Below are 23,552 nucleotides of genomic sequence, written 5' to 3' on the forward strand. Positions count from 1 at the left end.
CGTCCCGGCCGGAATGGGAGGAATTCATGGCCAACGCAGATAACTACGAAGCCTCGACCAGAGGCGGCAGCGCAGACGCGCTGGCAGAGTTCGACGAACACGACCGGGGCCTGATCGGCCGCATCCACCACATCCTGCACCAGACACCGGCCATCGTGCCGCTGATCGTGCTGGTCGTGGCGGTCGTGATCTTCGGACTGCTCAACCCGAATTTCTGGCGTGTGTCCACGCTGTCGCTGATCTTCCAGCAGATCGGCATCGTCGGCATCCTTGGATGCGCGCAGGCCATCGTGATCCTGACGGCGGGCATCGACCTGTCGGTCGGTGCGATGGCGGTTCTCAGCTCTGTGCTGATGGGCCAGTTCGCCTTCCGCTATGGTATCCCGCCGACCTTCGCCATCGTCCTTGGACTGGTTTGCGGCGCCGCGATGGGCGCTATCAACGGCTGGCTGGTGTCCAAGATGCGGATTCCACCCTTCATCGTGACGCTGGGAACCTGGCAGATCTGGCTGGCGACCAACTATATCTATTCCGCGAACGAGACGATCCGTAGTCAGGACATCGAGGCCGAGGCCGCAGCGCTGCAATTCTGGGGCGAACGGTTCCAGCTGTTCGGCGCGCAGGTCACTTATGGCGTGGTCCTTCTGATCGTGCTGGTGCTGATCATGGCCTACGTCTTGCGACACACCGCATGGGGCAGACACGTCTACGCGGTGGGTGATGACCCAGAGGCCGCCGAGCTTGCCGGCGTGAACCGCGACCGGATGCTGATCCAGGTCTATGCGCTGGCCGGCCTGTTCTGCGCCCTTGCGGGATGGGTGATGATCGGTCGCTTCGGCTCGGTCTCGCCATCGGCCTCGACCGGCGTCTTGGGCAACATCCAGGCGATCACCGCTGTCGTGATCGGGGGCATCTCGCTGTTTGGCGGACGCGGCACGATCATCGGCATGTTCCTTGGCGCGCTGATCGTCGGCGTGTTCGAGATGGGCCTTCGCATGGCCGGTGCGGATGCACAGTGGACCTACCTGCTGATCGGCATCCTCATCATCGCCGCCGTCGCGGTGGACCAGTGGATCAGAAAGGTGTCGGCATGACGGAACCCATTCTTCAGGGCAAAGGCCTCGTCAAGCGCTATGGCCGTGTCACGGCGCTTGACCACTGCGACTTCGAACTGATGCCGGGCGAGATCCTTGCGGTGATCGGCGACAACGGTGCGGGCAAGTCGACGCTGATCAAGGCGCTGTCCGGCGCCGTGATCCCAGACGAGGGCGAGGTCTGGCTGGAAGGCAAGCGCGTGCACTTCCAGTCCCCGATCGACGCCCGCGAGAACGGGATCGAGACGGTCTACCAGACGCTTGCCATGTCCCCTGCCCTGTCGATCGCCGACAACATGTTCATGGGGCGCGAGTTGCGTAAGCCGGGCTTCATGGGCAAGTGGCTGCGCAAGCTGGACCGCCCGGCGATGGAGAAGTTCGCGCGCCAAAAGCTGTCGGACCTCGGGCTGATGACGATCCAGAACATCAACCAGGCGGTCGAGACGCTTTCGGGCGGTCAGCGGCAGGGCGTCGCGGTGGCTCGGGCGGCGGCGTTCGGATCCAAGGTCATCATCCTCGACGAGCCGACTGCGGCGCTGGGGGTAAAAGAGTCGCGGCGGGTGCTGGAACTGATCCTCGACGTGAAATCGCGGGGCATTCCGATCATCCTGATCAGCCACAACATGCCGCACGTGTTCGAGGTGGCGGACCGCATCCACATCCACCGGCTTGGCCGCCGGCTGACGGTTATCAATCCGGGCGACTATACCATGTCCGACGCCGTGGCGTTCATGACCGGCGCCAAGGAACCCGAGCGTGTCGCCGCCTGACGGAAGACCGCATTCCGGCAACGAAAAAGGGCCGCACCTTCGGGTGCGGCCCTTTCCGTATCGGATCGGCGCGGAACCTTAGTTCTGCGCGTAGAATTCGATGACCAGGTGCGGTTCCATCTGAACGGCGTAGGGAATGTCCGACAGACCCGGCGTACGCACGAAGGTCGCGGTCATTTTCGAGTGGTCCGCTTCGATGTAGTCCGGCACGTCACGCTCGGCCAGCTGCGAGGCTTCCAGAACGATGGCGAGCTGCTTCGACTTGTCGCGAACGGCGATGACGTCGCCTTCCTTGACGCGGTAGCTCGGGATGTTGACGCGCTGGCCGTTCACGGTCACGTGGCCGTGGTTCACGAACTGGCGGGCGGCAAAGATGGTCGGCACGAACTTGGCGCGGTACACGACGGCGTCCAGGCGGCGCTCCAGCAGACCGACAAGAAGCTCACCGGTGTCGCCCTTGCGGCGCTCGGCCTCGGCGAAGATGCGGCGGAACTGCTTTTCGGTCAGGTCGCCGTAGTGGCCCTTCAGCTTTTGCTTGGCGCGCAGCTGGGTGCCGAAGTCCGACATCTTGCCCTTGCGGCGCTGGCCGTGCTGGCCCGGGCCGTATTCGCGGCGGTTCACCGGCGACTTGGGACGGCCCCAGATGTTCTCGCCCATGCGGCGGTCGAGTTTGTACTTGGCAGCGGTGCGTTTGGTCACCTCTGATCTCCTTCTTTCGTGCGCCGCCTCGGGGCGGCTATGAAGGGCGTTGTCCTTTCCCTTGCGGGAGACAGGCATCCCCTTGCGGGGGCCACCAACACCAAATGAAAACCCCGGCCACTGAAGGCCGGGATGAAGGGCGCTTATACAGCCGCGATCCCCCGAGTCAATGCCCGGAAGGCTGTGTTTCTCAGGGCCGGCGTCCCATGCCGTAACGAAGGATTGCCGCCTCGGACGGTGTCAGCATCCGCCGGGCAAAGGCGCCATAGCGGCTGGGGTCGCGTTCGACGCCCGGCACGCGAAGTGCAAGGTCGCCGCGCAAAGCCTCGTCCATCGCGTCAAGGTCCATCGTCGCCGGGTGGAAGCTTTCCGATTCCAGCCCGTTGGCGAACAGGATCGAGTGATGATCCAGCAGCAGGTGCACATAAGTCACCTCGCGCAGACGCCGGTCGACCAGGACCGAGTGGTCGTTGACCAGATCCGCCGCCGCTACCAGCACCTCGGGCTCGTTGAACAGCGACTGCGCCAGCGCGCCCTTCACCAGCATTCGATGCTGCGGCGAGACCAGCAGGTCACCGTCCGGCACGTCCATCCCGATGGCGCCCGCCCGGATCCGCACCGGTCGCAGGTTCGGCATGGTGTACAGCCGCGCCCCGCTCATCCGGCGCCGCCCGATCCAGCGGATCGCCTGCGGGCCGTCGTCCTTGGTCAGCACCATATCGCCTTCGACCAGCTCCCGCACCGCAACCTGCCCCGAAGGCGTGGCGATGCGCGTGTCCGGGGTAAAACAGATCACCGACGGCTCCAGGTCGCCGGTCCGGTGCGGCGCCAGTTCCCCGCTGGCGACGTGAGTGACCCACAGCTCGCGGTCGCGCGGAGGCAGATCATCGTGGAACACGCACAGCGGTGCGCCCTCTGTCCGTTCGATCAGCGTCGCCACATAGCGCCGCAACCCGTCGGTTACCGCGAACCCCGAGCCGGTCACCGGCTCTTCCGGCACCGACACCGCTGCCGGTGCGCCCTTGGGTGCGTTCATTCCCGTCACGCGGACGACCGCGCGACTGGCGTGTTTGTGAAGGTTTGCCGTCTCTTCCGCTCCGAACAGGACCAGCACGTCGCGCGGTCCATCGACCCGCTCCGGCTCGCCATGCCACTGCCAGCTGGCACCGACGGCCAGCGAGGACAGCGGAGCTGCCGCAAGACCGTCAAGTTCGGTCTGCGTCCAAGAGATGACAAACGTGCCGCGAAAGCCCGTTTTCATGCCCGTATGCCTGCCAATTTTATTTTTTATTGGCAGCAGCTTCGCAAACCGGGGCCGTCCTGTGAAGGGACTTGAACGGTGCTAATTCAGAATCTGAAGTTGAGTCGCACAGAACCCACAATCTGGCTTTCTGTCTGCGCCTCGAATTCCTCGCTCAGCCACGTCACACCGTAGAAGATCGAGTTCCGCTCGCCCTGCCAGTGCATACCGGCGCGGACGCGCATCCGTGCGTCGGTAAGCTCATAGCCATCGTAGCCGGGAAGGTAGGCCGAGTTCTCGACATAGGCGATGTCCGCCCCGAGCACGCCCGAGAAGCCTTTGCCCTTGGTCTCTGTCGCACGGTACAGGTGCCCGGTGGTGACGTCACGCATGAAGAAATCGCGCTGGCCGACGTTGCCGAACAGCATATCGAAACCAAGCCGCGCATAGGTCTCGACACCAACCTGCGCCTCGAGGAAGGGGCGCAGCTTAAGCGACGGCGTGATCTGGAACGACTGACCGGCTTCCGCCAGCAGCGTCGGATAGATGTGGTTGGGAAGCTCGTTCGACAGGTCGGGCACCGGCGCGCCGAAGATCTTGTGAACCTCGGTCTGGAACCAGCCGACGCCGGTGACGGGCCCGACGACAACCAGATCGCCACCAAGGCTCATCTCCAGACCGTTGCGGTCGAAATGCGTGTGGACGCCGGCCGAGAAGACGCCGGCATAGCGGCGGTCATCCGGCGCGGGATTGGACAGGTTGGACGGCGCGATCGTTTCCGAGCGGAAGCGGAATTCCAGCATCTCGCCCATGCGGGTCGGGCGCTCGCCGACCCAGTGCGGGCCGATCACCTTGCTGACCACATAGGCGCCGGTGCGCCAGCGGTCCTGATTGTCGCCGAGAAAATCGTTGGTGAACAACCGGCCCCAGCCAATCGTTTCGCGTCCCTGCGCGGCCACGGTCTGCGGCAGCAGAATCAACGATACCAGAAGTACGGACAGGAACGCCTTAGCGGCAACTTTCATTCTCGGTCCCCAAAAAACCACGTGTCCCCCGACACTGGCCTTATAGGCACAGATTCCGGCGTCACATAGGCGCAGGCGGTCCATTTTCGGACACGTGGCAGGTTGGACACACGATATGGGCGCGCCCGGGCCGCAAAGGATTACAACGCCGGACCGGGACGCACTTTCGAGCCGTCCGTGAAACGCGACAGGCGGAAGCGCACAAGATCCTGTTTCGGCGGCTGGCCCATCATCATGTAGGCAAGAACCCTGCCGATTTCCGGGCCGATTCCGAAACCATGACCGCTGAGACCGGTGCCGATCCAAAGGCCTGGGATCGCTTCGCATCGGTCGATCACCGGCACAACGTCCGGCATCAGATCAATCATACCGGCCCAGACCGCGCGCAGCCCGATCTCGCCAAAGCCCGGAAACATCGCGCGGAACTTTTTGAGGAATTTCCGCTTTGCCGCTTCGCTGGGCGCAGGGTTCAACACCCGCATCCTCTCGAACGGGCTTTGTTCTTCGCCGGACCAAGACCGGGGCGTCCCCCATGCGTCGGGATAGTGCTGTGGGCCCATGGGGTGATAACGCGTGCCGAACGGGTGTTCTGCCAGCGTGTAGATATACTTGGGCAGGTTCCGGAACGCCTCGGGCCCGATGTAAAGGTCGTGGAACGCGCCCGCCGCGATGGTATAGCCGCCGTCCTGCCGCCGCCGGAACGCAACGCCGTTGTCGGCCACGCCGCCCGAATGGACCTCGGGCAGCCGGTTGGTGGCCGCCGCTGTCGCCCGAACGCTAAGCTGAGGGATGCGGACGCCGTGGTTCTGCAGGAAAAGGCTGGACCACGCGCCGCCGCACACAAGCACCTGTTCGGCGCGGATGCGGCCGCGTTCGGTGATGACCCCGGTCACGCGCCCGCCTTCTATGTCCAGCATCCGGGCGGCGCAATTCTCGGCGATGACGGCACCTTCCTGCGCCGCAAGCCGCGCCAGTGTCGGCACCGCTACCCACGGTTCGCCCCGCATGTCCGACGGCGTCCGCAGCGCCCCGTGATAGCGGCCCGCCATCTCGGGGATCATCTCGGCCACTTCGCTCCCTGACATCAGGTGCGTGTCGAGATCGTGGTCCTTCGCATAGGTCAGCCAGTCAGAGAACGACGCCATGTCCTTCTCCGACTCGGCAAGATAGGTGACGCCGCCCTCGACAAGGCCCAGCGCCTCGTTCGTCCGTCGCGAGAAATCCAGCCAGTGACGGCGCGCTTCGATCATCAGTGGCAATTCGTGCGGGTCGCGGCCCTGTTGCCGGATCCAGCCCCAGTTGCGCGACGACTGTTCGCAGGCCACCCGCCCCTTTTCGAGCACGACCACCTTGTGCCCCAGTTCCCGCAGGAACAGCGCGGCCGATATTCCGACGACACCCGCCCCGATGATCACCGCATCGGTCGCCTCCGGCAGCGGCCCGCCGTGCTCGATCTCCGAGGTTTCACCGATCGGGAAGGGTATCATGCGCGTGCTCCTTGGATTGGCGCGGCCCCGCGCCCGCACCTCTAGATCACGAACGCCATCTGGCGAAAAGGCGAAGCGCCGCGTCGCCTTGTCGTCCGGGCATCGTCACGGGTCGGTCGGCCCGATTGCCGGAAAGTTGCGGTTGCCTGCGCGGTGGTTCTTGGGGACACTCGCGAGGCTTGTTTCCGCTCTGGGTGGTGCGGATCATGCGACGAGTTGTGCCGGGCCGTTTTAAGCGTTGCCAAGCATGGGTTTGCAGTACCAGTCCCTGCCATGCAGGGCGTGTAGAATGTCGAATCCCGGTCAGCAGCCGGGCCTCTGCTTCTGCTTTCCAGACCGCGCCGAGGGGGCGCTGGATGAATGACAGAAACAAAGACCACCGCATCGGCGGCATTGTCCTCGTTTAGTGAAGGCCTGGTGCGGCGTCTGAAAGTCGGCTCCGCCCGTCTGTTCGCGCCGGTGGCCTTGCTGAACAGCCGCATATTTGCACGGATCTCTGGCCGCGCGGCCAAGGCGTCGCGGAAACAGGTCGTCCTGCGACTTAATACCGTTAGCCTGCCGCCACATTCCGGGGCAGACTTGCATCCGTATTCAAAGACACGGGGCCGCGCTTTTGCCCCGGCCTACATTCGGGGTGAATTGAAGTGACCCAGATGAACGAACGCTTCGACGCGGAAACGACGACCTTCAGCACCGACCGGAAGGTTCTGATCGTGGTCGAGAACCTGCCGGTCCCGCTGGACCGCCGGGTCTGGCTTGAGGCCACGACGCTGAAAGAGGCAGGCTACGAGGTGTCGGTGATCTGCCCGACCGGTCGCGGCTGGGACAAGCTGTACGAGGAAATCGACGGCATCCGCATCTGGCGCCATCCCATGCCGCCCGAGGCGCATTCCGGCGCCGTCGCCTATGCCCGCGAATACGGTGCCGCGATCTGGAACTGGTTCCGCCTTGCGTCGAAGGTGCGCCGCGAAGCCGGCTTCGACGTGATCCACGGCTGCAACCCGCCCGATCTGGTGTTCCTGCTGGCGTGGTGGCACCGTCTTCGCGGCGTGCGTTTCCTGTTCGACCACCACGATGTCTGCCCGGAGCTGTTCGAGGCGAAGTTCGGCAAGCGCGGGATGCTGTGGCGGCTTATGATGGTGCTGGAGCGCCTGACCTTCGCCACCGCCTCGGTCTCGATCGCCACCAACGGCAGCTTCCGCGACATCGCGATCCGGCGCGGCAAGATGAAGCCCGAGGACGTCTTCGTCGTCCGCTCTGCCCCGCAGATCGAAAAGTTCCGCCCCGGCCCCGGCAACCCCGACTACCGCAAGGGCGCGGGCACCGTGCTGGGCTATGTGGGCGTGATCGGTCAGCAGGAAGGGATGGATCTTCTGGTGGCCGCCGTCGACCATCTTGTGAACGAGATGGACCGCAAGGACATCCACTCGGTCATCGTGGGCTTCGGCCCGCATCTGGAAGAGGTCAAAGCCGACGTCGCCCGGCGCGGCCTGACCGAGCATTTCACCTTCACCGGCCCGCTGTACGGCGACGATCTGCTGGACGCGCTGAACGCGATCGACATCGGCGTCGCGCCCGACCCGAAGAACACGATGAACGACATCTCCACGATGAACAAAATCATGGAGTACATGACGCTGGAAAAACCGTCGGTGCAGTTCGATCTGACCGAAGGCAAGGTCTCTGCCGGCGACGCGGCGCTTTGTGCTGCGAACAACGATCCCGTGGACTTCGCCCGCAAGATCGCCGAGCTGATGGACGATCCGGAAAAGGGCAAGGCGATGGGCCAGACAGGCCGCCGCCGCGTGATGCGCGAACTCAGCTGGGCGCACTCGGTTCCGCCGCTGCTGGAAGCCTACGAACGGGTCTTCGTGAAGGCAGGGCATCCGGCAGCCGTGAAGGGCCTGACGAAAGTCGAGCAACCGGCGGAAGTCTGACCGACCCTGCGTGCCATGACGGATACGAACGCCCGGCCAGCGCCGGGCGTTTCGTTTATTCGGGGACGAACCGCGGCAGCCGCTGCAGGACTTCCGCCATCAACCGCTCCATCCGCACTTCGGCATCTGCCTCGGTCTCGTCCGGACCAATGACGGTGACGAACCGCACCAGCGCACCGTCACTGCGCCCGCGCTGGATGCTGTCCCGCACGACGCTGATCTTCGCCAGATAGTCGTTCGTCATCCGGCGGCCGCGCTGTTCGAACCAGTAGTAGACAAGCTGCTTTTGCAGCTCTTTCTGGATGATCGCGCGATTGACCGTAAACGTGCCGTAGGGCGTGCCGCTCATGTCGACCTGCCGCGGCTCGATCGCTGACACTTCCCAGCCACCGACCGGCAGACAGACCTCGGGCGAGTGGATGCCGGTGCCGTCCGTCTGCGACTGGTACCATGCGACGAAGAAGTTCACCGACTGCCCCTCGCCCGGCGCCATGTAGGTGCCGTTGAAATAGTCGTCCGCCGCCAGAACACCGGCCACCGCCGGATCAAGCTCTTGCGTGTAGCCCGACCAATCGCCCACCCGGCGCGGGAACAGCTGGAAAGGCTCGCGCTCGGGCACCATGCCCTCTGCCCTCGGCGTCAGAACCATCGCCGCGGACACGGCAAGGCTGAGAAGCGTCGCCACGATCAGGCCGCGCGACGCGGTGATGCCGAGGATGCGGGTCGCTTCGCCGCCAAACCCCGCGAAATCGAGGTCGATCGTCTCGGACAGCGACTTGGGGTTCGGCGTCAGCCGTTGCAGCAGGATCGCCATCAGGAACAGGATCGCGATGCAGCAGACGAAGATCACCCAGCCTTCGAAGACGTGCAGGAACCCTTCGGCCTGACCGATGCCGTAGCGGTCGACAAGTATGCCGATGATGCCGATCCGGACCGAGTTCATCAGCACCGTCAGGGGCGCCGCCGACAAAAGCAGCAGCGCCTTGTGCCACATCGGCCCGCGATACAGGATCGCGAACAGGTACGAGAACGACAGGATCGGGAACAGGTAGCGCAGCCCGGAACAGGCCTCGGCGACCTGAAGCTTGTAGACGCCAAGGTCGATCACGTTCCCTTCCAGGAACACGGGAATTCCGGCAGCCGAGACGAACCATACGCCGATCACCGACGACACCTGTTGCAGGAAGATCGACAGCTTCCAATAGATGAACTGCGGCAGCGGCAGCATGAACACAAGATGCACGACCGGCAGGAAATGGTGCTTGCCCTGCATCCAGCCCATGCACACCAGCATGACGCCACCGACCCAGACGATCAGACCGTAGGTCGCGATATCCGGGATCTGCACCAGGTTGCCCAGCACGCCGATCAGCAGTCCCGCCATCAGCACCAATATACCCGGCCGCCGGTTTACCGGTGATCCGTCGGGCGCTGCCGGGCGTGACCGAAGCTCGCGCAGGAACAGGTACATCGAGATCGCCGGGATCAGGGGCCCGTGGCTGTACTCGGCCGTCATCCACGCCTTGCCAAGCGAGACGAAGCCGATCCAGAACACCGGGATCGGCACCAGCACCAGAGCGATGAACCAGAGAAGACCGGAGACGTTGATCCGTTGCGACAGTGGCACAACGTGTTTGGTCGGTTCAGACAAGGACATTCGGCTTAATCCGGTGTTCTGCGGCAATGCGAGCCAAGTCTGTGGCAACGCCCTCGTTTCATGTCAAGCCAGCCGGCCCGGACGGTCATCACAATCGGGTTTTGGGTGTAATCCGGTGCTTTTCCGGCCCAGCCCACAAAGCAACAGGTAACCAATTCACCCTATCCCGCCCTGATAGTTCAAAGCGCAGTCAGCGCGGCTCGGATGACGAATTGGCCCCGCCCAGCCGCAATAGCCGTGCCCGCCATATCTGGATCAGCGACTTCAGCGAAGGCGAGTCCCGGTAAGAGCGGCGGAAGTACTCGACCGCATCGCGGGTTGCCGCGTTCTCGATACTTTGCCCGCCGATGATATAGTTCTGCCGGGCGCGGGCTTCGGGATATTTCGCGTACAGGTCCGCGTAGTCGGTCAGCAGCTTCTTCCGGAACGCGGTGTCCGCCACCTTGTCGGACGACACGCTGTTGGCGGTCCGGTAGATGACCACCAGCGGCTCTTCCACGAAGGCGAACTTCGCTTTTTGCGCCAGCCGGATGGCAAGTTCCCAATCCTCGTTGATCCGCAAGGACGTATCGAACCCGCCGACATCCTCGAACAGCGTACGTTCCGCCATCAGCGTCTGCGGCGTAGTCGGATTGGTGTGCAGCACCGCTTCCGAGATGTCGCCCTGCGCGGCGTCGCCGATGTCGAACACGCTAAGCCGGGGGATATAATAGCACTGCGCCGCCGAGTAATAGAGCGCCCCGCAATAGCTGGCCCGACAGTCGGGCGCGTCTTCCATCGCCTGAACCTGCATCGCAAGTTTCTCGGGGAACCACCGGTCGTCGCTGTCCTGAAACGCCACGTATCGCCCGCGTGCCAGTTCGATCCCCCGGTTCCGCGCACCGGCGGGGCCGAGGTTCGTGGTGTTGAGTTCCAGTCGCACCCGGGGGTCAGAGCAATACTCGCGCACCACTTCGACGGTGCGGTCCGTCGAGCAATCGTCGATGACGATCAGCTCAAAATCCTGCCGGGTCTGCGCAAGAACGCTGTCGATTGCGCGGCGGACAAGCACCTCGCGATTGTGCACCGGAAGCACGATGGAAACGGTCGGAGCATCCGTCATGACAGGCTCTTGATCCGTTTTCCGGCGGTGGGGGTCTTCCGGTTGGGCATTCGTCAGTCTCGTTCGAAGTAGGCGTGCTTGCCGGGGATGGTAATCCGGGCCTCCCGGACACATGCTTTGGCAAGCCGTTCAGTCATAGTGTCGACAGCGCCCCTCGCGTCGTACAGAGTCGCCATCCGGGCGCAGTCTTTATTGGAATTTGCGGCTGCATCATGTCGACAATACAGAAATTACCGCCCCTGTTGTTAATCGGCACGATAGCCTTTCAAGATCCCGGGCGCAGGACCGCGCATGACGCTACCTGCGATAGTTGGAATGCAAATCGCGGCTGAACCTCAGTCCGGCCGGCTTTTCCTCCTCTGGCTCTTGCTCGACCTCTTCCGACGAGTCCGGCTGTGTTTCGGTCATCCACATCCCGCAGCCCAGAAGCAGCATGAAGGTACAATAAGCCGAATTCCACAGGTGAACCGTGACGACGGACAGGCTGAGCGCCACGAAGGTCACGATATAGCTGACGCGACAGGCATTCACGAACGCGTCTTTCTGGCGGGTAAACGCGACGGTGACCATGACGCCGAAAACCGAGAGGATTAGCAGCACCATCGTCACCAGCCCCTGCCGGAACCCCATCGCCAGCCAGAAATTGTCGATGGACGTGGTCACGATGTAAAACGGAACCGGCCAGCTCCAGTTGAAGCCAAGCCCGAAGAACGGATGCGCCATGATTGCTTCAAGCGCCCAGCCGTTCACGTTCAGCCGGGTCCAGGCGGTGCCCGGGTTCAGCGCAAGGAAACCGATCGAAATCTCGGCCACGGTCCGGTTCGACAGCAATTCGACCGTGACGTAGGTCACGACAATCGCGATGCACAGCATCCACCACCGTCTGGGCACGTTTCTTAGGATGCGGTCGTAGGCGATCAGCACGATCTGAAGCCCGACCGCCACGAATGCGCCCGAGGACAGCGATGTGAACGTGGCCAGACCGACCAGCGAGCCACGGCGCAAAGACAGTTTCGGCGGTGAATGGCGCCGCGCCGCATAGATCGACATGGCGAAGCCAAAGGCACAGAACATACCGAACAGGATCGGGTGGTCGAATGTCACCTGCGCGCGGTCCAGACCAAGCCGCTGCTCGTGCGGCACGTTCGGTAGCACCGGAAACACCGTATCGAGAATCTTCAACAGGATCGGCTGCCGCGTGAGGTTCTCGAAAATCGCGAATGGAATCATCGCGATGATCGTCGTGCTCAGCACGCGGGCCGCCGTACTGAACTGGTCGGCGTTTCGTATGAACGCCCGGGCCAGCATGTACGGGCCGATGGTTTCGAGAAGGAAGATGCCAAGCGTCGGTATCGAAGAGCCGGTCGCAGCCAGCGCGACCGTCCCGTACAGCGAGAACAGGATGAACACGTAATCCACCCAGCGAAACCGGATCGGTTGTGCGGAAAGCTGGCGGATCACCGGAATGACCGCGAGAAGCAGGACGATCCGGTAGAAGGACAGCCGGATATCGCCCAGCTGGATCTGGATCGGGACGATGAAGGACACGATCAGCGCCGCCACCCAGACCGGGTTGGCGTTGGTAGCGGCACCCGTCGACGGGCGGTCGGACGCGCGCCGCCTGTCTCTCATGTCCGGGTTTGCCGTCATGCGGTTCATGCGATCCGAATCCCCTTTGGGCAACTTCACCGTCCTGTCTAAAGAACTGGCGGTGGGTACTCACGTCAATTCGGGCGGTCATAATTGAGAACCGCGCGCAAGGCGATGCCTACCGTATCGGCCACTCAAAGCCGACTCGGCTCTGACAACAATCCACGCCCGGACCGGTGCCCAACTGGCGGGTTTGGAAACAGTCAGCCAAGCCCGATGCGCCCACGGCCAGCCTTCGCCCCAAGATGGGTGGCGCTAAGGCGTTTGAGCCGGAACAATTTATTGCCAATCGTTCTGCGTTGCGGAAAGGTGCGCCGCATTGAAGCAAGAGAGTGACGGTAAGTTCTTGGCAAGGCTGGTTACACTGCTGCCAATGGCCTGTGACGGTGTCGGGCCAAGCTACACCTGTACCCGGCTGTTGCAGGGCATGGCCTCGCGCGGCCTGACAGGTCCCCTGTTCGTGAACCGCGCACGGGCTCAGCTTGAGGGGCTCGACTACCGCGCCTCGCTACCCGGGCCGCTTGCGGCCGCGCCTTATCGCGTCGTGTCCGACCGCGCCACGCGCCGGACCAACCGCCGTTACCTGTCCGAAATCCGGCAGGGGGATATTGCCTATCTTTGGCCCGCCGCACCGCTTCACGTGTATCAGAAGATCCACGACATGGGCCTTCCGATCATCGCCGAGGGCATCAACACGCGGATGGAACATGCCCGCGCGATCCTTGATGCCGTGTATTCGGCAGAAGGTCTGGAGCCGGCGCACGGCATCACTCAGGCCCGGATCGACGAAGAAAACGAAAAGCTGAAGCTGACCACCGCCATCTTCGCGCCGAGTTCGGGAGTCGAACGTTCGCTGGCGGGCGCGATAGATGAATCCCATATCCTGCCCGCCAGCTACGGGGTGGCGCTTGACCAACTTCGCCCTCCCCGGCGCGAGGTGCCAGAAGAAGGGCCGACCGTCCTGTTCGTCGGGTCCGGCAGCGTCCGGAAAGGTCTGCACCAGCTTTTGCGCGCGTGGGCCGTGGCGGGGATCAAGGGGCGGCTTCTTTTGGCTGGAACGATCGATCCGGTGATCCAGACGCTATGCGCGGATCAGTTGAACCGCGACGACGTGGAGACGCTGGGTTTCGTGACCGACGTGGAAACGCTGTACGAGAAAGCCGACGTCTTCGTGTTGCCGTCCTACGAGGAAGGCGACCCGCTGGTAACCTATGAGGCCGCCGCGCATGGCCTGCCGATCATCGCATCCGCCATGGGTGCGGGGCGGATCGGAGAAGAGAGCGGGTGCAACCTCGACGTGGACCCAGACCGGCCCGAGTCGATCGTTGAAGCGCTGCGCACGTTGACCTCCTCGCCCGACACCATGCGGGACTATGGCGCGCGCAGCGCGACTGCGGTCGAAGCCTACGGTTGGATGGACGTTGGTGCCAGAAGGGCGGACCAGTTGGTCCGCCACCTCGCCGACGCGCCCTAACGCGCGGCCAGCTCTTTCAGCCGCTCCTGCGCACCGTAGCGGGTGCCGATGTCGATCGGAGAGCCCTTTTTCGGCACGAAGTCGGTCCAGACCATGCCGTTCCTCTTCATCTCGAACAGGTTCCGGAAATAAACGGCGTGCGGTTCGACCGCATAGGTGAAGTTGTCCCCCACTACGGCGGTGCCCTCGTTGACCAGCGAGTTGCTGACGTTCCCATCCACGTACACGCCTTTGGATGTGTCGTTGACCCGGATGTTGCCGCCGCCGCCGTTCGGCCACGGAAGGACAGTGTTGTTCTTGATCTCAATGCCGCCCGGACTGTTCGCGACGATTATGGCGTTCGGAGTACCTGCCATTACCAGGTTCTCTTCGATCAGGATGTCCCGTCCCCCAACGGCGATCCCCTGCATCCACACACCGGCGTCACCCGTTGCCGGATTGTCGAAGATGAGGTTGCCGCGGATCACGATGCTGCTTGGCCAGTCGCGCGCGCTCGGCGTGGTATAGAACTGGATCGCGTCAGCGTGTGTGTATGACCCGTCCGCGTTGATGACTGGCGCGGCATCCGCCATCGTGTTGTTGGCGATCGTGCCGCTTCGCGTCTCGTCGACGATCGTCAGGTAGTCACCGTTGATGCCGCCCTCGACATGAAAGAAATTCCCCGACACTTCGAAGGCGAGAACGTTCTGAAGCATCAGCGTCGTTGCCATCTCGTTGTTCCGGAACTTGATGCTTTGCGATCCGATTGCCTCGGCCCATCCGGCGAGCCGGCTGTTGCGCACCTCGATCCCAGAGGCGTTGTGCAGCGTGAAACGATCATAGGTCAGGACGCCGTCCAGGATCACGTTCGCCCCGGTGATCTTCACAGCCCCGAACCGGGCTCCGCGGGGGTTCTCGGACTTGATTGTCACCGGTTTGCTGAACGTCTGACTGATCGTCAGCGGGCCATAGTCGCCGTCCGGAAGCACGATGGTCTCGCCACCTTTCGCAGAGGCCAGCGCCGCATTCAGCCGGGCCCGGTCATCGGCGGCAGCGCCGCTGACGGAAAGGACCAGATGACCGGCGCAGAACAGGAGCAAAAGCGCGATCCCCCGCCAACCGTGGCCGCCCCGGTTAATCCCGTTTGATTCGACTGTTGAATGCCGTACAACTTTATCGTGCAAATTGATCATCTGAATCTACTCACCCCACGTGACATTGTTGATGCCCGACGCACAATCAGGACGCTTCCGCCAACCATATGCCCGGACTCGCGCGAACCAACCCCCAGTATCTTAACATCTGCGAGATACTCGGTGTATTTCCGTTTCAACGGCGTGGGTCGGAGGGGGAGGAAAAGACCCCGACCGGCCTGCGCTCGTGCGGATGTTGTTCGAGTGTCACAGGATTTTTTTGACCGTCGATTTTCACACAATTGACCCAGAACAAGCGCATTCCGCTGACTAGTGAAACGTGGATGTCATTTCGTCATCCTTACGTAAACCGGAGAGTTTATTGATGAAGACCGCCATTCTCGCAGGGGGCAAGGGAACCCGGCTCGCAGAGGAAACAAGCGTCAGACCGAAGCCGATGGTCGAGATCGGCGGCAAGCCGATCCTCTGGCACATCATGATGATCTACTCCCACTATGGCTTCAACGATTTCGCCGTCGCGCTGGGGTATATGGGCGACTACATCAAGCGGTATTTCGTCGAGTACGGGACGCTGTCGGGCAACCTGACGGTGGACATGAACAACTCCGATCCGCTGAAGCGCCACGACAAGGAACACTCGCCGTGGAAGATCGACCTCGTGGAAACCGGGGACGAGACGCTGACCGGCGGCCGTGTGAAGCGTCTGAAGCCGTGGGTCGGCGAGGATACCTTCATGCTGACGTGGGGCGACGGGGTGTCGGACATCGATATCAAAAAGCTGATTGCCTACCACAAGAGCCACGGCAAGCTTGCCACGATCACCGCAGTGCGGCCGCAAGCGCGTTATGGTCACATGCGCTTTGACGGCGATCAGGTCGTCGCCTTCGAAGAAAAGCCGCAGACGGCCGAGGGCTGGATCAACGGCGCCTTTTTCGTGCTGGAACCGCAGGTCTTCGATTATATCGAAGGCGACATGGTGATGTTCGAGCATGCGCCGCTGGAGAACCTTGCGCGTGACGGTCAGCTGATGGCCTATCGCCACGAAGGCTTCTGGGCGGCGATGGACACGCTGCGCGACAAGCACACACTGCAAAAACTTTGGGACTCCGGGGATCGACCCTGGGCTGTTTGGGAAAAATGACGATGCGCGTACTCGTTACCGGCCACCGTGGCTATATCGGAACCGTACTTACCCCCATGCTTCTGGAGGCCGGCCATGACGTTGCCGGGATCGACAGCGATCTTTACGAGCGCTGCACCTTCGAGCCGGGCGGCGAAATGCCGGATATTCCGACGCTTCTGAAAGATGTGCGCGAGGTCACCCCGGCCGATCTTCTGGGCTTCGACGCTGTGCTGCACCTTGCGGCGCTGTCGAACGACCCGCTGGGCGATTTCCGCCCCGAAACGACCTATGACATCAACTTCGACGGCACCATGAACGTCGCCCGTGCCGCCAAGGCGGCCGGTGTCGAGCGTTTCGTGTTCTCGTCCTCCTGTTCCAACTACGGCGCGTCCGGCCCGGATTTCATCGACGAGAACGGCGCGTTCAACCCGGTGACGCCCTACGGCATCTCGAAGGTCCGGTCCGAGCAGGCGCTGGCCGAACTGGCCGACGACGGCTTCTGCCCGACCTTCCTGCGCTCGGCGACGGCCTATGGCGTCAGCCCGCGCATCCGTTTCGACCTCGTGCTGAACAACCTCGTGGCGTGGGCCGTGACCACCGGCAACATCCACATGAAATCGGACGGCACCCCGTGGCGGCCGATCACGCACATCGAGGACATCAGCCGCGCGTTCCTGTCGACCCTGTCGACCCCGGTCGAGAAGATCCGGAACGAGGCGTTCAACGTCGGCGTCACCGATCACAACTATCAGATCAAGGAACTGGCAGAGATCGTCGCCTCGGTCGTGCCCGGCTGCGAAGTGACCTTCGCGGACGATGCCGGCCCGGACAAGCGCAGCTACCGCGTGAACTGCGACAAGATCCAGCGCGTGATGCCGCAGTTCAAGCCGCAGTGGGACGCCCGCAAAGGCGCCGAGTCGCTGTATGAAGCCTACAAGGCCGTCGACCTGACGCTCGAGCAGTTCGAAGGCCCGCGCTACCAGCGCATCGGCCATATCAAGAAACTGATCGCCGACGGCATCATCGACGAGTCGCTGAAGCACACGCCGAAAGCGCTGGCCGAACGCGCCGCCTCTCCCGAGGCCGCCATCGCGCCCGGCTTTGAAGCGGACGCGGCAGAGGTGTGCTGCATCTCCTGCGGTCACAAGGGCCTGAACCCGATCCTCGATCTGGGTCTGATGCCCCGCTCGGACGGCCTGCTGGACCCCAGCATCCTTGATCGTCGCGAGTCGCTGGTGCCGCTGCGTCTTGGCTATTGCCCGGACTGCACCTTGGTGCAGCTTCTGGAAACGCGTCCCGCCGAAGAGATGTTCGGCGACGATTACCTGTACTTCTCGTCCTTCTCCGAGGACCTGCTGAAGCACAGCCGGGACAACGCGCTTGAACTGATCGAGATGCGTGGCCTCGGTGCCGACAGCCTTGTTGCCGAGATTGCCTCGAACGACGGCTATATGCTTCAGAACTTCAAGGAAAAAGGCGTTCCGGTTCTGGGTATCGACCCTGCGCTTCAGCCGGCCACCGCGGCAATGGAGAAGGGGATCGAGACGATCAACGACTTCTTCGGCACCCGCGTTGCCGGCGAGCTTGCCGCGCAGGGCCGCAAGGCCGACGTGATCATCGCCAACAACGTGGTCGCCCACGTCGCTGACCAGAACGATCTGGTCGCCGGCATGGCGACGCTGCTGGCCGATGACGGCGTGATCTCGGTCGAGTTCCCCTATGTCCGCGACCTGATCGACTTCATCGAGTTCGACACGATCTACCACGAGCACCTGTGCTACTTCTCGGTTGGCTCGGCGCAAACGCTGTTCGAACGCCACGGACTGTACCTGAACGACGTGCGCCGTCTGCCGATCCACGGCGGCTCGCTGCGGCTGTACTTCGGCAAGAAGAACGAGCCGTCCGAGGCCGTGACCAAGATCCTTGCGGAAGAGCACGAGCTTGGCCTTGACCGGTTCGACTACTACGCAAGCTTCGGCCAGCGGGTCCGCACCTTTCGCGACGACGCGCGCAAGCTGATCGCCGACCTCAAGGCCGACGGCAAGCGCATCGCGGCCTACGGCGCGGCGGCGAAGGGCACGATCATGCTGAACTTCCTTCAGCTGAACTCGCGCGCGATCGAGTACGCGGTGGACCGCAACGTCCACAAGCAGGGCAAGTACATGCCCGGCGTCCGCGTCCCGATCGACGACCCGGAAAAACTGAAGTCGGACAAGCCCGACTACGTGATGATCCTGCCGTGGAACTTCCGCGACGAGATCATCCGGCAGCAGCAGGACTTCCTTGCGCGCGGCGGCAAGTTCGTCGTTCCGATCCCCGACCTCGAGATCGTCTCGAACTGATGGGTGAAGAACTGCACAAATGCCCCGCCTGCGGGTCCGGATCCGTGGCCGAAATCTATCGGCTGGACGCGATCCCGGTGCAAAGCTGCATCCTTTTGGACAGTGAAGAGGAGGCGCGGAACTTCCCGCGCCGCCCTCTGGTCCTGAAGTTCTGCGACGACTGCGGCTTCGTCTTCAATTCCGTGTTCGAGCTGGAGCAGGTCGACTACGCCTCGACCACTGAGGAAAGCCAGCACTTCTCGGGCACGTTCAATCGCTTCGCGAAGGAACTCGCGTCGGAAGTCGCCTCGCTGTACGACCTGAAGGGCAAGAAGACGCTCGAGATCGGCTGCGGCAAGGGCGAGTTCCTGCAAGAGCTTGCAGAACAGACCGGCACGTTGGGGCTGGGCGTCGATCCGGGTTTCATCCCGGAACGTCTGCCGGGCGCGGACGGGCACGAGATCAAGTTCCAGCGCGAGTATTTCGACCCCGAGACCATCGCCGAGACGCCTGATTTCGTCGTCTGCCGCCACACGCTGGAACATATTCCGGCTGTGGGTCAGTTCATGGACGATATCGCCACCGCGATAGACGGGCGGACCGATGTCGGCATCTTCTTCGAAACCCCGGACGTGCGCCGGGTGCTGGATGAAGGCGCGTTCTGGGACATCTATTACGAGCATTGCTCGTACTTCACGCTGGGCAGCCACGCGCGCCTGTTCCGTCGCGCCGGGATGGACGTGACCAAGCTGTATCTGGCCTATGACGACCAGTACATCATCCAGTACGCCGAGCCGTCCACCGGCCGCCCGCCGCTGCCGGAAGAGGACGATCTGGACGCCGTGCGCGCCCTGGCGAAATCCTTCCCCGAGAAGGTCGCCGAGATCCGCGCCTACTGGACCGACTTCGTCCGGTCGCGCCATGCCGAGGGCAAGCGCGTCGCCATCTGGGGCGGTGGCTCGAAAGGCGTGTCGTTCCTGACCACCAACGGTCTGGGCGAGGAGGTGGCGCAGGTCATCGACATCAACCCGTTCAAGCAGGGCCGCTATCTGCCCGGCACCGGCCACCTAGTATCCGGCCCGGAAAGCCTGAAGGACACGCCGCCCGACACGGTGATCGTGATGAACCCGATCTACCTGAAGGAAATCGGCGCGGACCTCGCGAAGATGGGTCTGAACCCCGAACTGGTGGCCGTCTGATGAGCCTTGCGACGAACTGCCCGGTCAGCGGATCGACCGACCTGAAACCCGTGTTCAAGCTTGGCAACGTGCCGGTAATCTGCAACCAGCTGTGGCCCGACGCCGACGCGGCCCGCGCCGCGCCTGCGGGCGACGTGGATCTGGTCATCTGCCCCGAAACGGCGATGATCTGGAACGCCGCCTTCGAGCCCGAGCGCATGGTCTACGCGCCGGGCTATGAAAACGCGCTGCACTTCTCTCCCAAGTTTCAGGCCTTTGCCGAGGAACTCGCGAAAGGTCTGGTCGACCGGTTCGACCTGAAGGGCAAGCACGTGTTCGAGATCGGCTGTGGCGACGGTCACATGCTGGACCTGATGTCCAAGCACGGCGCCGCCACCGCGACCGGCTTCGACCCGTCGATGGAAGGCAAGGAAACGCCCTTCACCGCCCGCGACGGCGTCGAGATCGTGCCGGAGTACTTCCGGTCCGACCAGTTGGACCGCCCGTTCGACGCGATCCTGTGCCGTCACGTGCTGGAACACCTCGACACGCCGATGCCGCTTTTGCAGGACATCCGGCGCGCGATCGGCGACCGCGACGTTCCGGTCTACTTCGAGGTTCCGAACGCCGGCTGGATGCTGCGCGCGGTCTCGATGTGGGACGTGATCTATGAACACGTCGGCTACTGGACGGCCCCCGCGATGGAGGCCGCCTTCCGCCGCGCCGGGTTCACGCCCGTTTCGATCACCGAAGGCTATGACGGCCAGTTCCTGATGATCGAGGCCCGCCCGTCCGAGCCCGAGGCCGGCTGGGTATCGCCCGACGTGAACGGTGTCCTGCAGGACGCGGCCGCCTTCTCGGCTGCCTCGAACGGCCTGCTGGACGAATGGCGCGGCCGGCTGTCCAAGCTGGACGGCAAGGCGGTGATCTGGGGCGCCGGGTCGAAAGGCATCACCTTCGCCAACGCGCTTGGCGAGGCTGCCGCCCCGCTCGCCGCGCTGGTCGACCTGAACCCGCGCAAGCACGGGCTTTACGCTCCCGGCGTTGCCCTTCCGGTGGTTTCACCGGATGACCTGAAAGAACTGCGCCCCGACCTAATCCTGATCTCGAACGCGCTTTACGAGGCCGAGATCACCGAACAGGTCCGCGCGATGGGGCTGGACCCCGAATTTGCAGTGGTGGCCGGGTAAATGGCGCGCGTCTCGATAGGTCTGCCCGTCTGGAACGGCGAGGCGTTTCTGACGCAGGCGCTGGACTCGATCCGTGCACAGACCTTCGAGGACTTCGAACTGGTGATCGCGGACAACGCGTCCACCGATTCAACGCCCGACATCATTGCCGATTACGCCCGGCGCGACCCGCGAATCCGGGCGTTCCGGCACAAAGAGAACCTTGGGGCCGCCGGGAACTTCAACTTCGTGTTCCACAAAAGCACGGCCCCCTATTTCCGCTGGGCCGCCTATGACGACATGATCGCGCCCGGATACCTTGCGGCCTGCGTCAAGGCACTGGACGATGACGACGGCTCGGCGGCACTAGCGTTTCCGCAAACGCTGATGATCGACTGCAACGCCAAGCCGCTGCGGGTCTACGACGCCGTGACGCGGAAGTCGGATGAGTCCCCCTCGGCGCGGCTGGACGGGATGATCGGACCCGGCGACCACCTGAAATCCTATCTTCACATGTGTTTTCCGGTCTTCGGCCTGATGCGCCGCTCTGCACTGGAAGGCACGAGCCTGATTGCGAACATGCCGCGCTCGGATCACCTGCTTCTGGTCGAACTGTGCCTGAAAGGCCGGTTCATCGAGGTTCCGCAACCGCTGTTTCTGCGCCGCGAGCATGACTCCGGCTCGGTCATCTCTGCCGAAAAGGCGGCGACCTCGGGCGAAGACCTCGAAAAGCTGCTTGCCGCTTGGTTCGACCCGAACAAGAAGGGCCGGTTCCCGGCCACGGCAACGCGGCTTGGCCTTGGCTACTTCCGTGCCGCGGCCCGGACCCCGATGCCGTTGGGCGAAAAGCTCGCCTGCATGCGCATCGCCGGAGGTTGGCTTGCCCGGCACTGGCGCGTCATCGGCGGCGAGTGCAAGATCCTTCTGCGCGAACGCATGAAGCCCGCCTGATCAGGCGGACCGCCGGAACCGGGCCAACACGTTATCAAGCCCGCGCTTCTCGTCCGGCGACAGGCAGAACAAAATCCCCGTCAGGATATAGACCAGACCGCCGGCGATACCGCAGGCAAAGAACCCGCCCCACGTGTGGGTCAGTTCCAGAAGCTCGCTTGGCAGCCAGATAAGCAGCCCGCCGACCGACGGCGCCAGTCCCCGCACCAGAACCTTACGGAAGAAATCGCCGAAACTGGCCCCGGCCAGCCTCAGGCCAAGCGGCACGAAATAGAAGACATGCGCGGCAAGGTTGCCTCCGGACAGCACGGCCGCCGCGCCCAGCGCGCCCCAGTCGGTGTTCTTCAGCACAAGATACTGCAGGACAAGTACGGACAGGCTGGTAACGATGGCCCCTGTGAAGAACCCTTTGACGTGGCCGGTGGCAATCGCGACGCGGGACAGCAGGATATCGCTGTAAACGATGGGGAAGGCGGCGAAGAAAATACGCATCACCGCCGCCGTGTCGGGATAGCCCTCGCCCAGATACAGCGCGATGAAATCGTCCGCGTAGACAAACATCGGACAGGCAATCGCCATCGCGACCCAAAGGGCATAGCGCCCGCCCCTCAGATAGGTTCTGCCCAGCCGCGAGAAATCGCCGGTCGCGCTCATCGTGACCATCGTGGGCTGAACCGGCGCCAGCGCCACCGTCATCAGGCTGGCGATCCGGCGTTCGAACACGCTGCCGATGAAGTAGGTGGTGACGTGAACCGGAGTGGACAGAAGGTTCAGCAGGATCGGCGGCGCGCTTTGGTAGAACAGCATCGAGAAGGTGCCCAGCGAAGTCCACGCCCCGAAGCCCAGGACGGACCGCACCTTTTCCCATGTGAACCGGGACGGATGAATGCGGAACTCGGGCAGCATCCGCCGCGCCATGGTGATGATGACGGTTGCGTTCGCGATGCTGGCGGCCAGCGAGGCGACCGACACCCAGACCACGTTCGGCCCCAGCCCGAACAGAAGCGCGCCGGTCAGGATGATCTTGCCGATGTTGACCATCAACGTGACCACGTCACGCTGAAGGAACCGCTGACGCACTTCGAACGCGGTCGAGAACGGGCCGGCAAACAGCCCCACGCACAGTTCCAGCACGATCATCATCGTCATCAGCCGCGCTTCGACCAGCATGCTGTCCGGTACGGTGAGAAGGTGATCGATCTGAGATGCGACAACGAACCCGACCGCGGCGAATAGGCTGAGAAAACCGGCCAGCGCCAGCACGATCGAGGTATGCAGCACCGTGACATCGTCGCGCCGCCCCTCGGAATAGGCGACGATGATCTCGCGGCTGATCGCACTTGCGAAGAACGAGATGATCACTGGCCCCAGCATCATGATGACCATCAGAACCGGGTAAATCGCGAATTCGTCCGCCGGGATACGCGCCAGCAGGTACTGGTACAGCCAGAAAACAAAGAAGACGTTGATCAGCAGCGTGACCGCGCCGCTGGCCGAATTGATAAGTACGCGTACCTTGCTGGTCGAAGTAACTGACATGCC

The 23,552-nt window shown here is 63.1% G+C and carries 19 protein-coding genes; 10 read left to right on the forward strand and 9 right to left on the reverse strand.

Going from position 1 to position 23,552, the window contains the following annotated elements; genetic code table 11:
* The first annotated feature begins 26 nt into the window (after positions 1-26).
* A complete protein-coding gene (locus tag ACP156_RS20015) occupies positions 27-1,094 on the forward strand; it encodes an ABC transporter permease (protein WP_425053145.1) in 1,068 nt (355 codons plus the stop codon).
* Entirely contained in the window at positions 1,091-1,864 is a 774-nt protein-coding gene (locus ACP156_RS20020) for an ATP-binding cassette domain-containing protein (protein WP_425053146.1), read from the forward strand. The genes ACP156_RS20015 and ACP156_RS20020 overlap by 4 nt, the downstream gene beginning before the upstream one ends.
* A gap of 78 nt (positions 1,865-1,942) precedes the next feature.
* Here ACP156_RS20020 and rpsD read toward each other — a convergent pair whose 3' ends face one another.
* From rpsD to ACP156_RS20040, 4 genes are all read right to left on the reverse strand, one after another.
* Positions 1,943-2,563: a 30S ribosomal protein S4 gene (gene rpsD, locus ACP156_RS20025; RefSeq protein WP_425053147.1), complete on the reverse strand. Its 621-nt coding sequence runs from the start codon at positions 2,561-2,563 to the stop codon at positions 1,943-1,945.
* Between the two features lie 190 nt (positions 2,564-2,753).
* The gene (locus ACP156_RS20030; RefSeq protein ID WP_425053148.1) at positions 2,754-3,824 is read right to left on the reverse strand and encodes a Hint domain-containing protein; all 1,071 of its coding nucleotides are present in this window, start codon (positions 3,822-3,824) and stop codon (positions 2,754-2,756) included.
* Between the two features lie 86 nt (positions 3,825-3,910).
* Complete coding sequence (locus ACP156_RS20035) at positions 3,911-4,828, reverse strand: lipid A-modifier LpxR family protein (RefSeq protein WP_425053149.1); 918 nt, start codon at positions 4,826-4,828, stop codon at positions 3,911-3,913.
* 140 nt (positions 4,829-4,968) lie between these two features.
* Complete coding sequence (locus tag ACP156_RS20040; protein WP_425053150.1) at positions 4,969-6,315, reverse strand: NAD(P)/FAD-dependent oxidoreductase; 1,347 nt, start codon at positions 6,313-6,315, stop codon at positions 4,969-4,971.
* A gap of 360 nt (positions 6,316-6,675) precedes the next feature.
* On the opposite strand from ACP156_RS20040, the gene ACP156_RS20045 reads away from it, so the two are divergent.
* On the forward strand, positions 6,676-6,963 hold the full coding sequence (locus ACP156_RS20045) for a hypothetical protein (protein WP_425053151.1): 288 nt from the start codon (positions 6,676-6,678) through the stop codon (positions 6,961-6,963).
* Positions 6,964-6,968: 5 nt separating this feature from the next.
* Positions 6,969-8,252 carry a glycosyltransferase family 4 protein gene (locus ACP156_RS20050; RefSeq protein ID WP_425053152.1) on the forward strand — a complete coding sequence of 428 codons (1,284 nt, stop codon included), beginning with the start codon at positions 6,969-6,971 and terminating at the stop codon, positions 8,250-8,252.
* Positions 8,253-8,307: 55 nt separating this feature from the next.
* Here ACP156_RS20050 and xrtD read toward each other — a convergent pair whose 3' ends face one another.
* From xrtD to ACP156_RS20065, 3 genes are all read right to left on the reverse strand, one after another.
* On the reverse strand, positions 8,308-9,903 hold the full coding sequence (gene xrtD / locus ACP156_RS20055; protein WP_425053153.1) for a VPLPA-CTERM-specific exosortase XrtD: 1,596 nt from the start codon (positions 9,901-9,903) through the stop codon (positions 8,308-8,310).
* Between the two features lie 196 nt (positions 9,904-10,099).
* Positions 10,100-11,011, reverse strand: a complete 912-nt coding sequence (locus tag ACP156_RS20060) for a glycosyltransferase family 2 protein (RefSeq protein ID WP_425053154.1) — start codon at positions 11,009-11,011, stop codon at positions 10,100-10,102.
* 297 nt (positions 11,012-11,308) lie between these two features.
* Positions 11,309-12,643, reverse strand: a complete 1,335-nt coding sequence (locus ACP156_RS20065; RefSeq protein WP_425053155.1) for an O-antigen ligase family protein — start codon at positions 12,641-12,643, stop codon at positions 11,309-11,311.
* A gap of 364 nt (positions 12,644-13,007) precedes the next feature.
* Here ACP156_RS20065 and ACP156_RS20070 point away from each other — a divergent pair, with 364 nt between their 5' ends.
* Positions 13,008-14,135 (forward strand): glycosyltransferase family 4 protein, encoded by a 1,128-nt coding sequence (locus ACP156_RS20070; RefSeq protein WP_425053156.1) that lies wholly within the window; start codon positions 13,008-13,010, stop codon positions 14,133-14,135.
* Here ACP156_RS20070 and ACP156_RS20075 read toward each other — a convergent pair.
* Positions 14,132-15,307: a hypothetical protein gene (locus ACP156_RS20075; RefSeq protein WP_425053157.1), complete on the reverse strand. Its 1,176-nt coding sequence runs from the start codon at positions 15,305-15,307 to the stop codon at positions 14,132-14,134. The two genes, ACP156_RS20070 and ACP156_RS20075, sit on opposite strands and share 4 nt — an antisense overlap.
* 325 nt (positions 15,308-15,632) lie before the next feature.
* Between ACP156_RS20075 and rfbF the strand changes: the two genes are divergently transcribed.
* The 5 genes from rfbF to ACP156_RS20100 are packed head-to-tail and all read left to right on the forward strand — an operon-like array spanning position 15,633 to position 22,010.
* Complete coding sequence (gene rfbF, locus ACP156_RS20080; protein ID WP_425053158.1) at positions 15,633-16,409, forward strand: glucose-1-phosphate cytidylyltransferase; 777 nt, start codon at positions 15,633-15,635, stop codon at positions 16,407-16,409.
* A 2-nt stretch (positions 16,410-16,411) separates the two neighbouring features.
* Complete coding sequence (locus ACP156_RS20085; RefSeq protein ID WP_425053159.1) at positions 16,412-18,733, forward strand: NAD-dependent epimerase/dehydratase family protein; 2,322 nt, start codon at positions 16,412-16,414, stop codon at positions 18,731-18,733.
* Positions 18,733-19,911, forward strand: a complete 1,179-nt coding sequence (locus ACP156_RS20090) for a methyltransferase domain-containing protein (RefSeq protein WP_425053160.1) — start codon at positions 18,733-18,735, stop codon at positions 19,909-19,911. The genes ACP156_RS20085 and ACP156_RS20090 overlap by 1 nt, the downstream gene beginning before the upstream one ends.
* Positions 19,911-21,080: a class I SAM-dependent methyltransferase gene (locus tag ACP156_RS20095; protein ID WP_425053161.1), complete on the forward strand. Its 1,170-nt coding sequence runs from the start codon at positions 19,911-19,913 to the stop codon at positions 21,078-21,080. The genes ACP156_RS20090 and ACP156_RS20095 overlap by 1 nt, the downstream gene beginning before the upstream one ends.
* Positions 21,081-22,010: a glycosyltransferase family 2 protein gene (locus ACP156_RS20100; RefSeq protein WP_425053162.1), complete on the forward strand. Its 930-nt coding sequence runs from the start codon at positions 21,081-21,083 to the stop codon at positions 22,008-22,010. It abuts the gene before it with no gap.
* On the opposite strand, the gene ACP156_RS20105 is transcribed toward ACP156_RS20100, so the two are convergent.
* Positions 22,011-23,549 (reverse strand): hypothetical protein, encoded by a 1,539-nt coding sequence (locus ACP156_RS20105; protein ID WP_425053163.1) that lies wholly within the window; start codon positions 23,547-23,549, stop codon positions 22,011-22,013.
* Positions 23,550-23,552: the final 3 nt, after the last annotated feature.

This window comes from Psychromarinibacter sp. S121 (assembly GCF_049801035.1).
In the GTDB taxonomy this organism is placed as follows: domain Bacteria; phylum Pseudomonadota; class Alphaproteobacteria; order Rhodobacterales; family Rhodobacteraceae; genus Psychromarinibacter.

Excerpts from the sequence above, each read along its gene's own strand:
- ACP156_RS20015 (WP_425053145.1), top strand. The coding sequence starts at position 27 with ATGGCCAACGCAGATAACTACGAAGCCTCGACCAGAGGCGGCAGCGCA.
- ACP156_RS20020 (WP_425053146.1), top strand. The coding sequence starts at position 1,091 with ATGACGGAACCCATTCTTCAGGGCAAAGGCCTCGTCAAGCGCTATGGC.
- ACP156_RS20030 (WP_425053148.1), bottom strand. The coding sequence starts at position 3,824 with ATGAAAACGGGCTTTCGCGGCACGTTTGTCATCTCTTGGACGCAGACC.
- ACP156_RS20035 (WP_425053149.1), bottom strand. The coding sequence starts at position 4,828 with ATGAAAGTTGCCGCTAAGGCGTTCCTGTCCGTACTTCTGGTATCGTTG.
- ACP156_RS20040 (WP_425053150.1), bottom strand. The coding sequence starts at position 6,315 with ATGATACCCTTCCCGATCGGTGAAACCTCGGAGATCGAGCACGGCGGG.
- ACP156_RS20045 (WP_425053151.1), top strand. The coding sequence starts at position 6,676 with ATGACAGAAACAAAGACCACCGCATCGGCGGCATTGTCCTCGTTTAGT.
- ACP156_RS20050 (WP_425053152.1), top strand. The coding sequence starts at position 6,969 with ATGAACGAACGCTTCGACGCGGAAACGACGACCTTCAGCACCGACCGG.
- ACP156_RS20060 (WP_425053154.1), bottom strand. The coding sequence starts at position 11,011 with ATGACGGATGCTCCGACCGTTTCCATCGTGCTTCCGGTGCACAATCGC.
- ACP156_RS20065 (WP_425053155.1), bottom strand. The coding sequence starts at position 12,643 with ATGAGAGACAGGCGGCGCGCGTCCGACCGCCCGTCGACGGGTGCCGCT.
- ACP156_RS20075 (WP_425053157.1), bottom strand. The coding sequence starts at position 15,307 with ATGATCAATTTGCACGATAAAGTTGTACGGCATTCAACAGTCGAATCA.
- rfbF (WP_425053158.1), top strand. The coding sequence starts at position 15,633 with ATGAAGACCGCCATTCTCGCAGGGGGCAAGGGAACCCGGCTCGCAGAG.
- ACP156_RS20085 (WP_425053159.1), top strand. The coding sequence starts at position 16,412 with ATGCGCGTACTCGTTACCGGCCACCGTGGCTATATCGGAACCGTACTT.
- ACP156_RS20090 (WP_425053160.1), top strand. The coding sequence starts at position 18,733 with ATGGGTGAAGAACTGCACAAATGCCCCGCCTGCGGGTCCGGATCCGTG.
- ACP156_RS20095 (WP_425053161.1), top strand. The coding sequence starts at position 19,911 with ATGAGCCTTGCGACGAACTGCCCGGTCAGCGGATCGACCGACCTGAAA.
- ACP156_RS20100 (WP_425053162.1), top strand. The coding sequence starts at position 21,081 with ATGGCGCGCGTCTCGATAGGTCTGCCCGTCTGGAACGGCGAGGCGTTT.
- ACP156_RS20105 (WP_425053163.1), bottom strand. The coding sequence starts at position 23,549 with ATGTCAGTTACTTCGACCAGCAAGGTACGCGTACTTATCAATTCGGCC.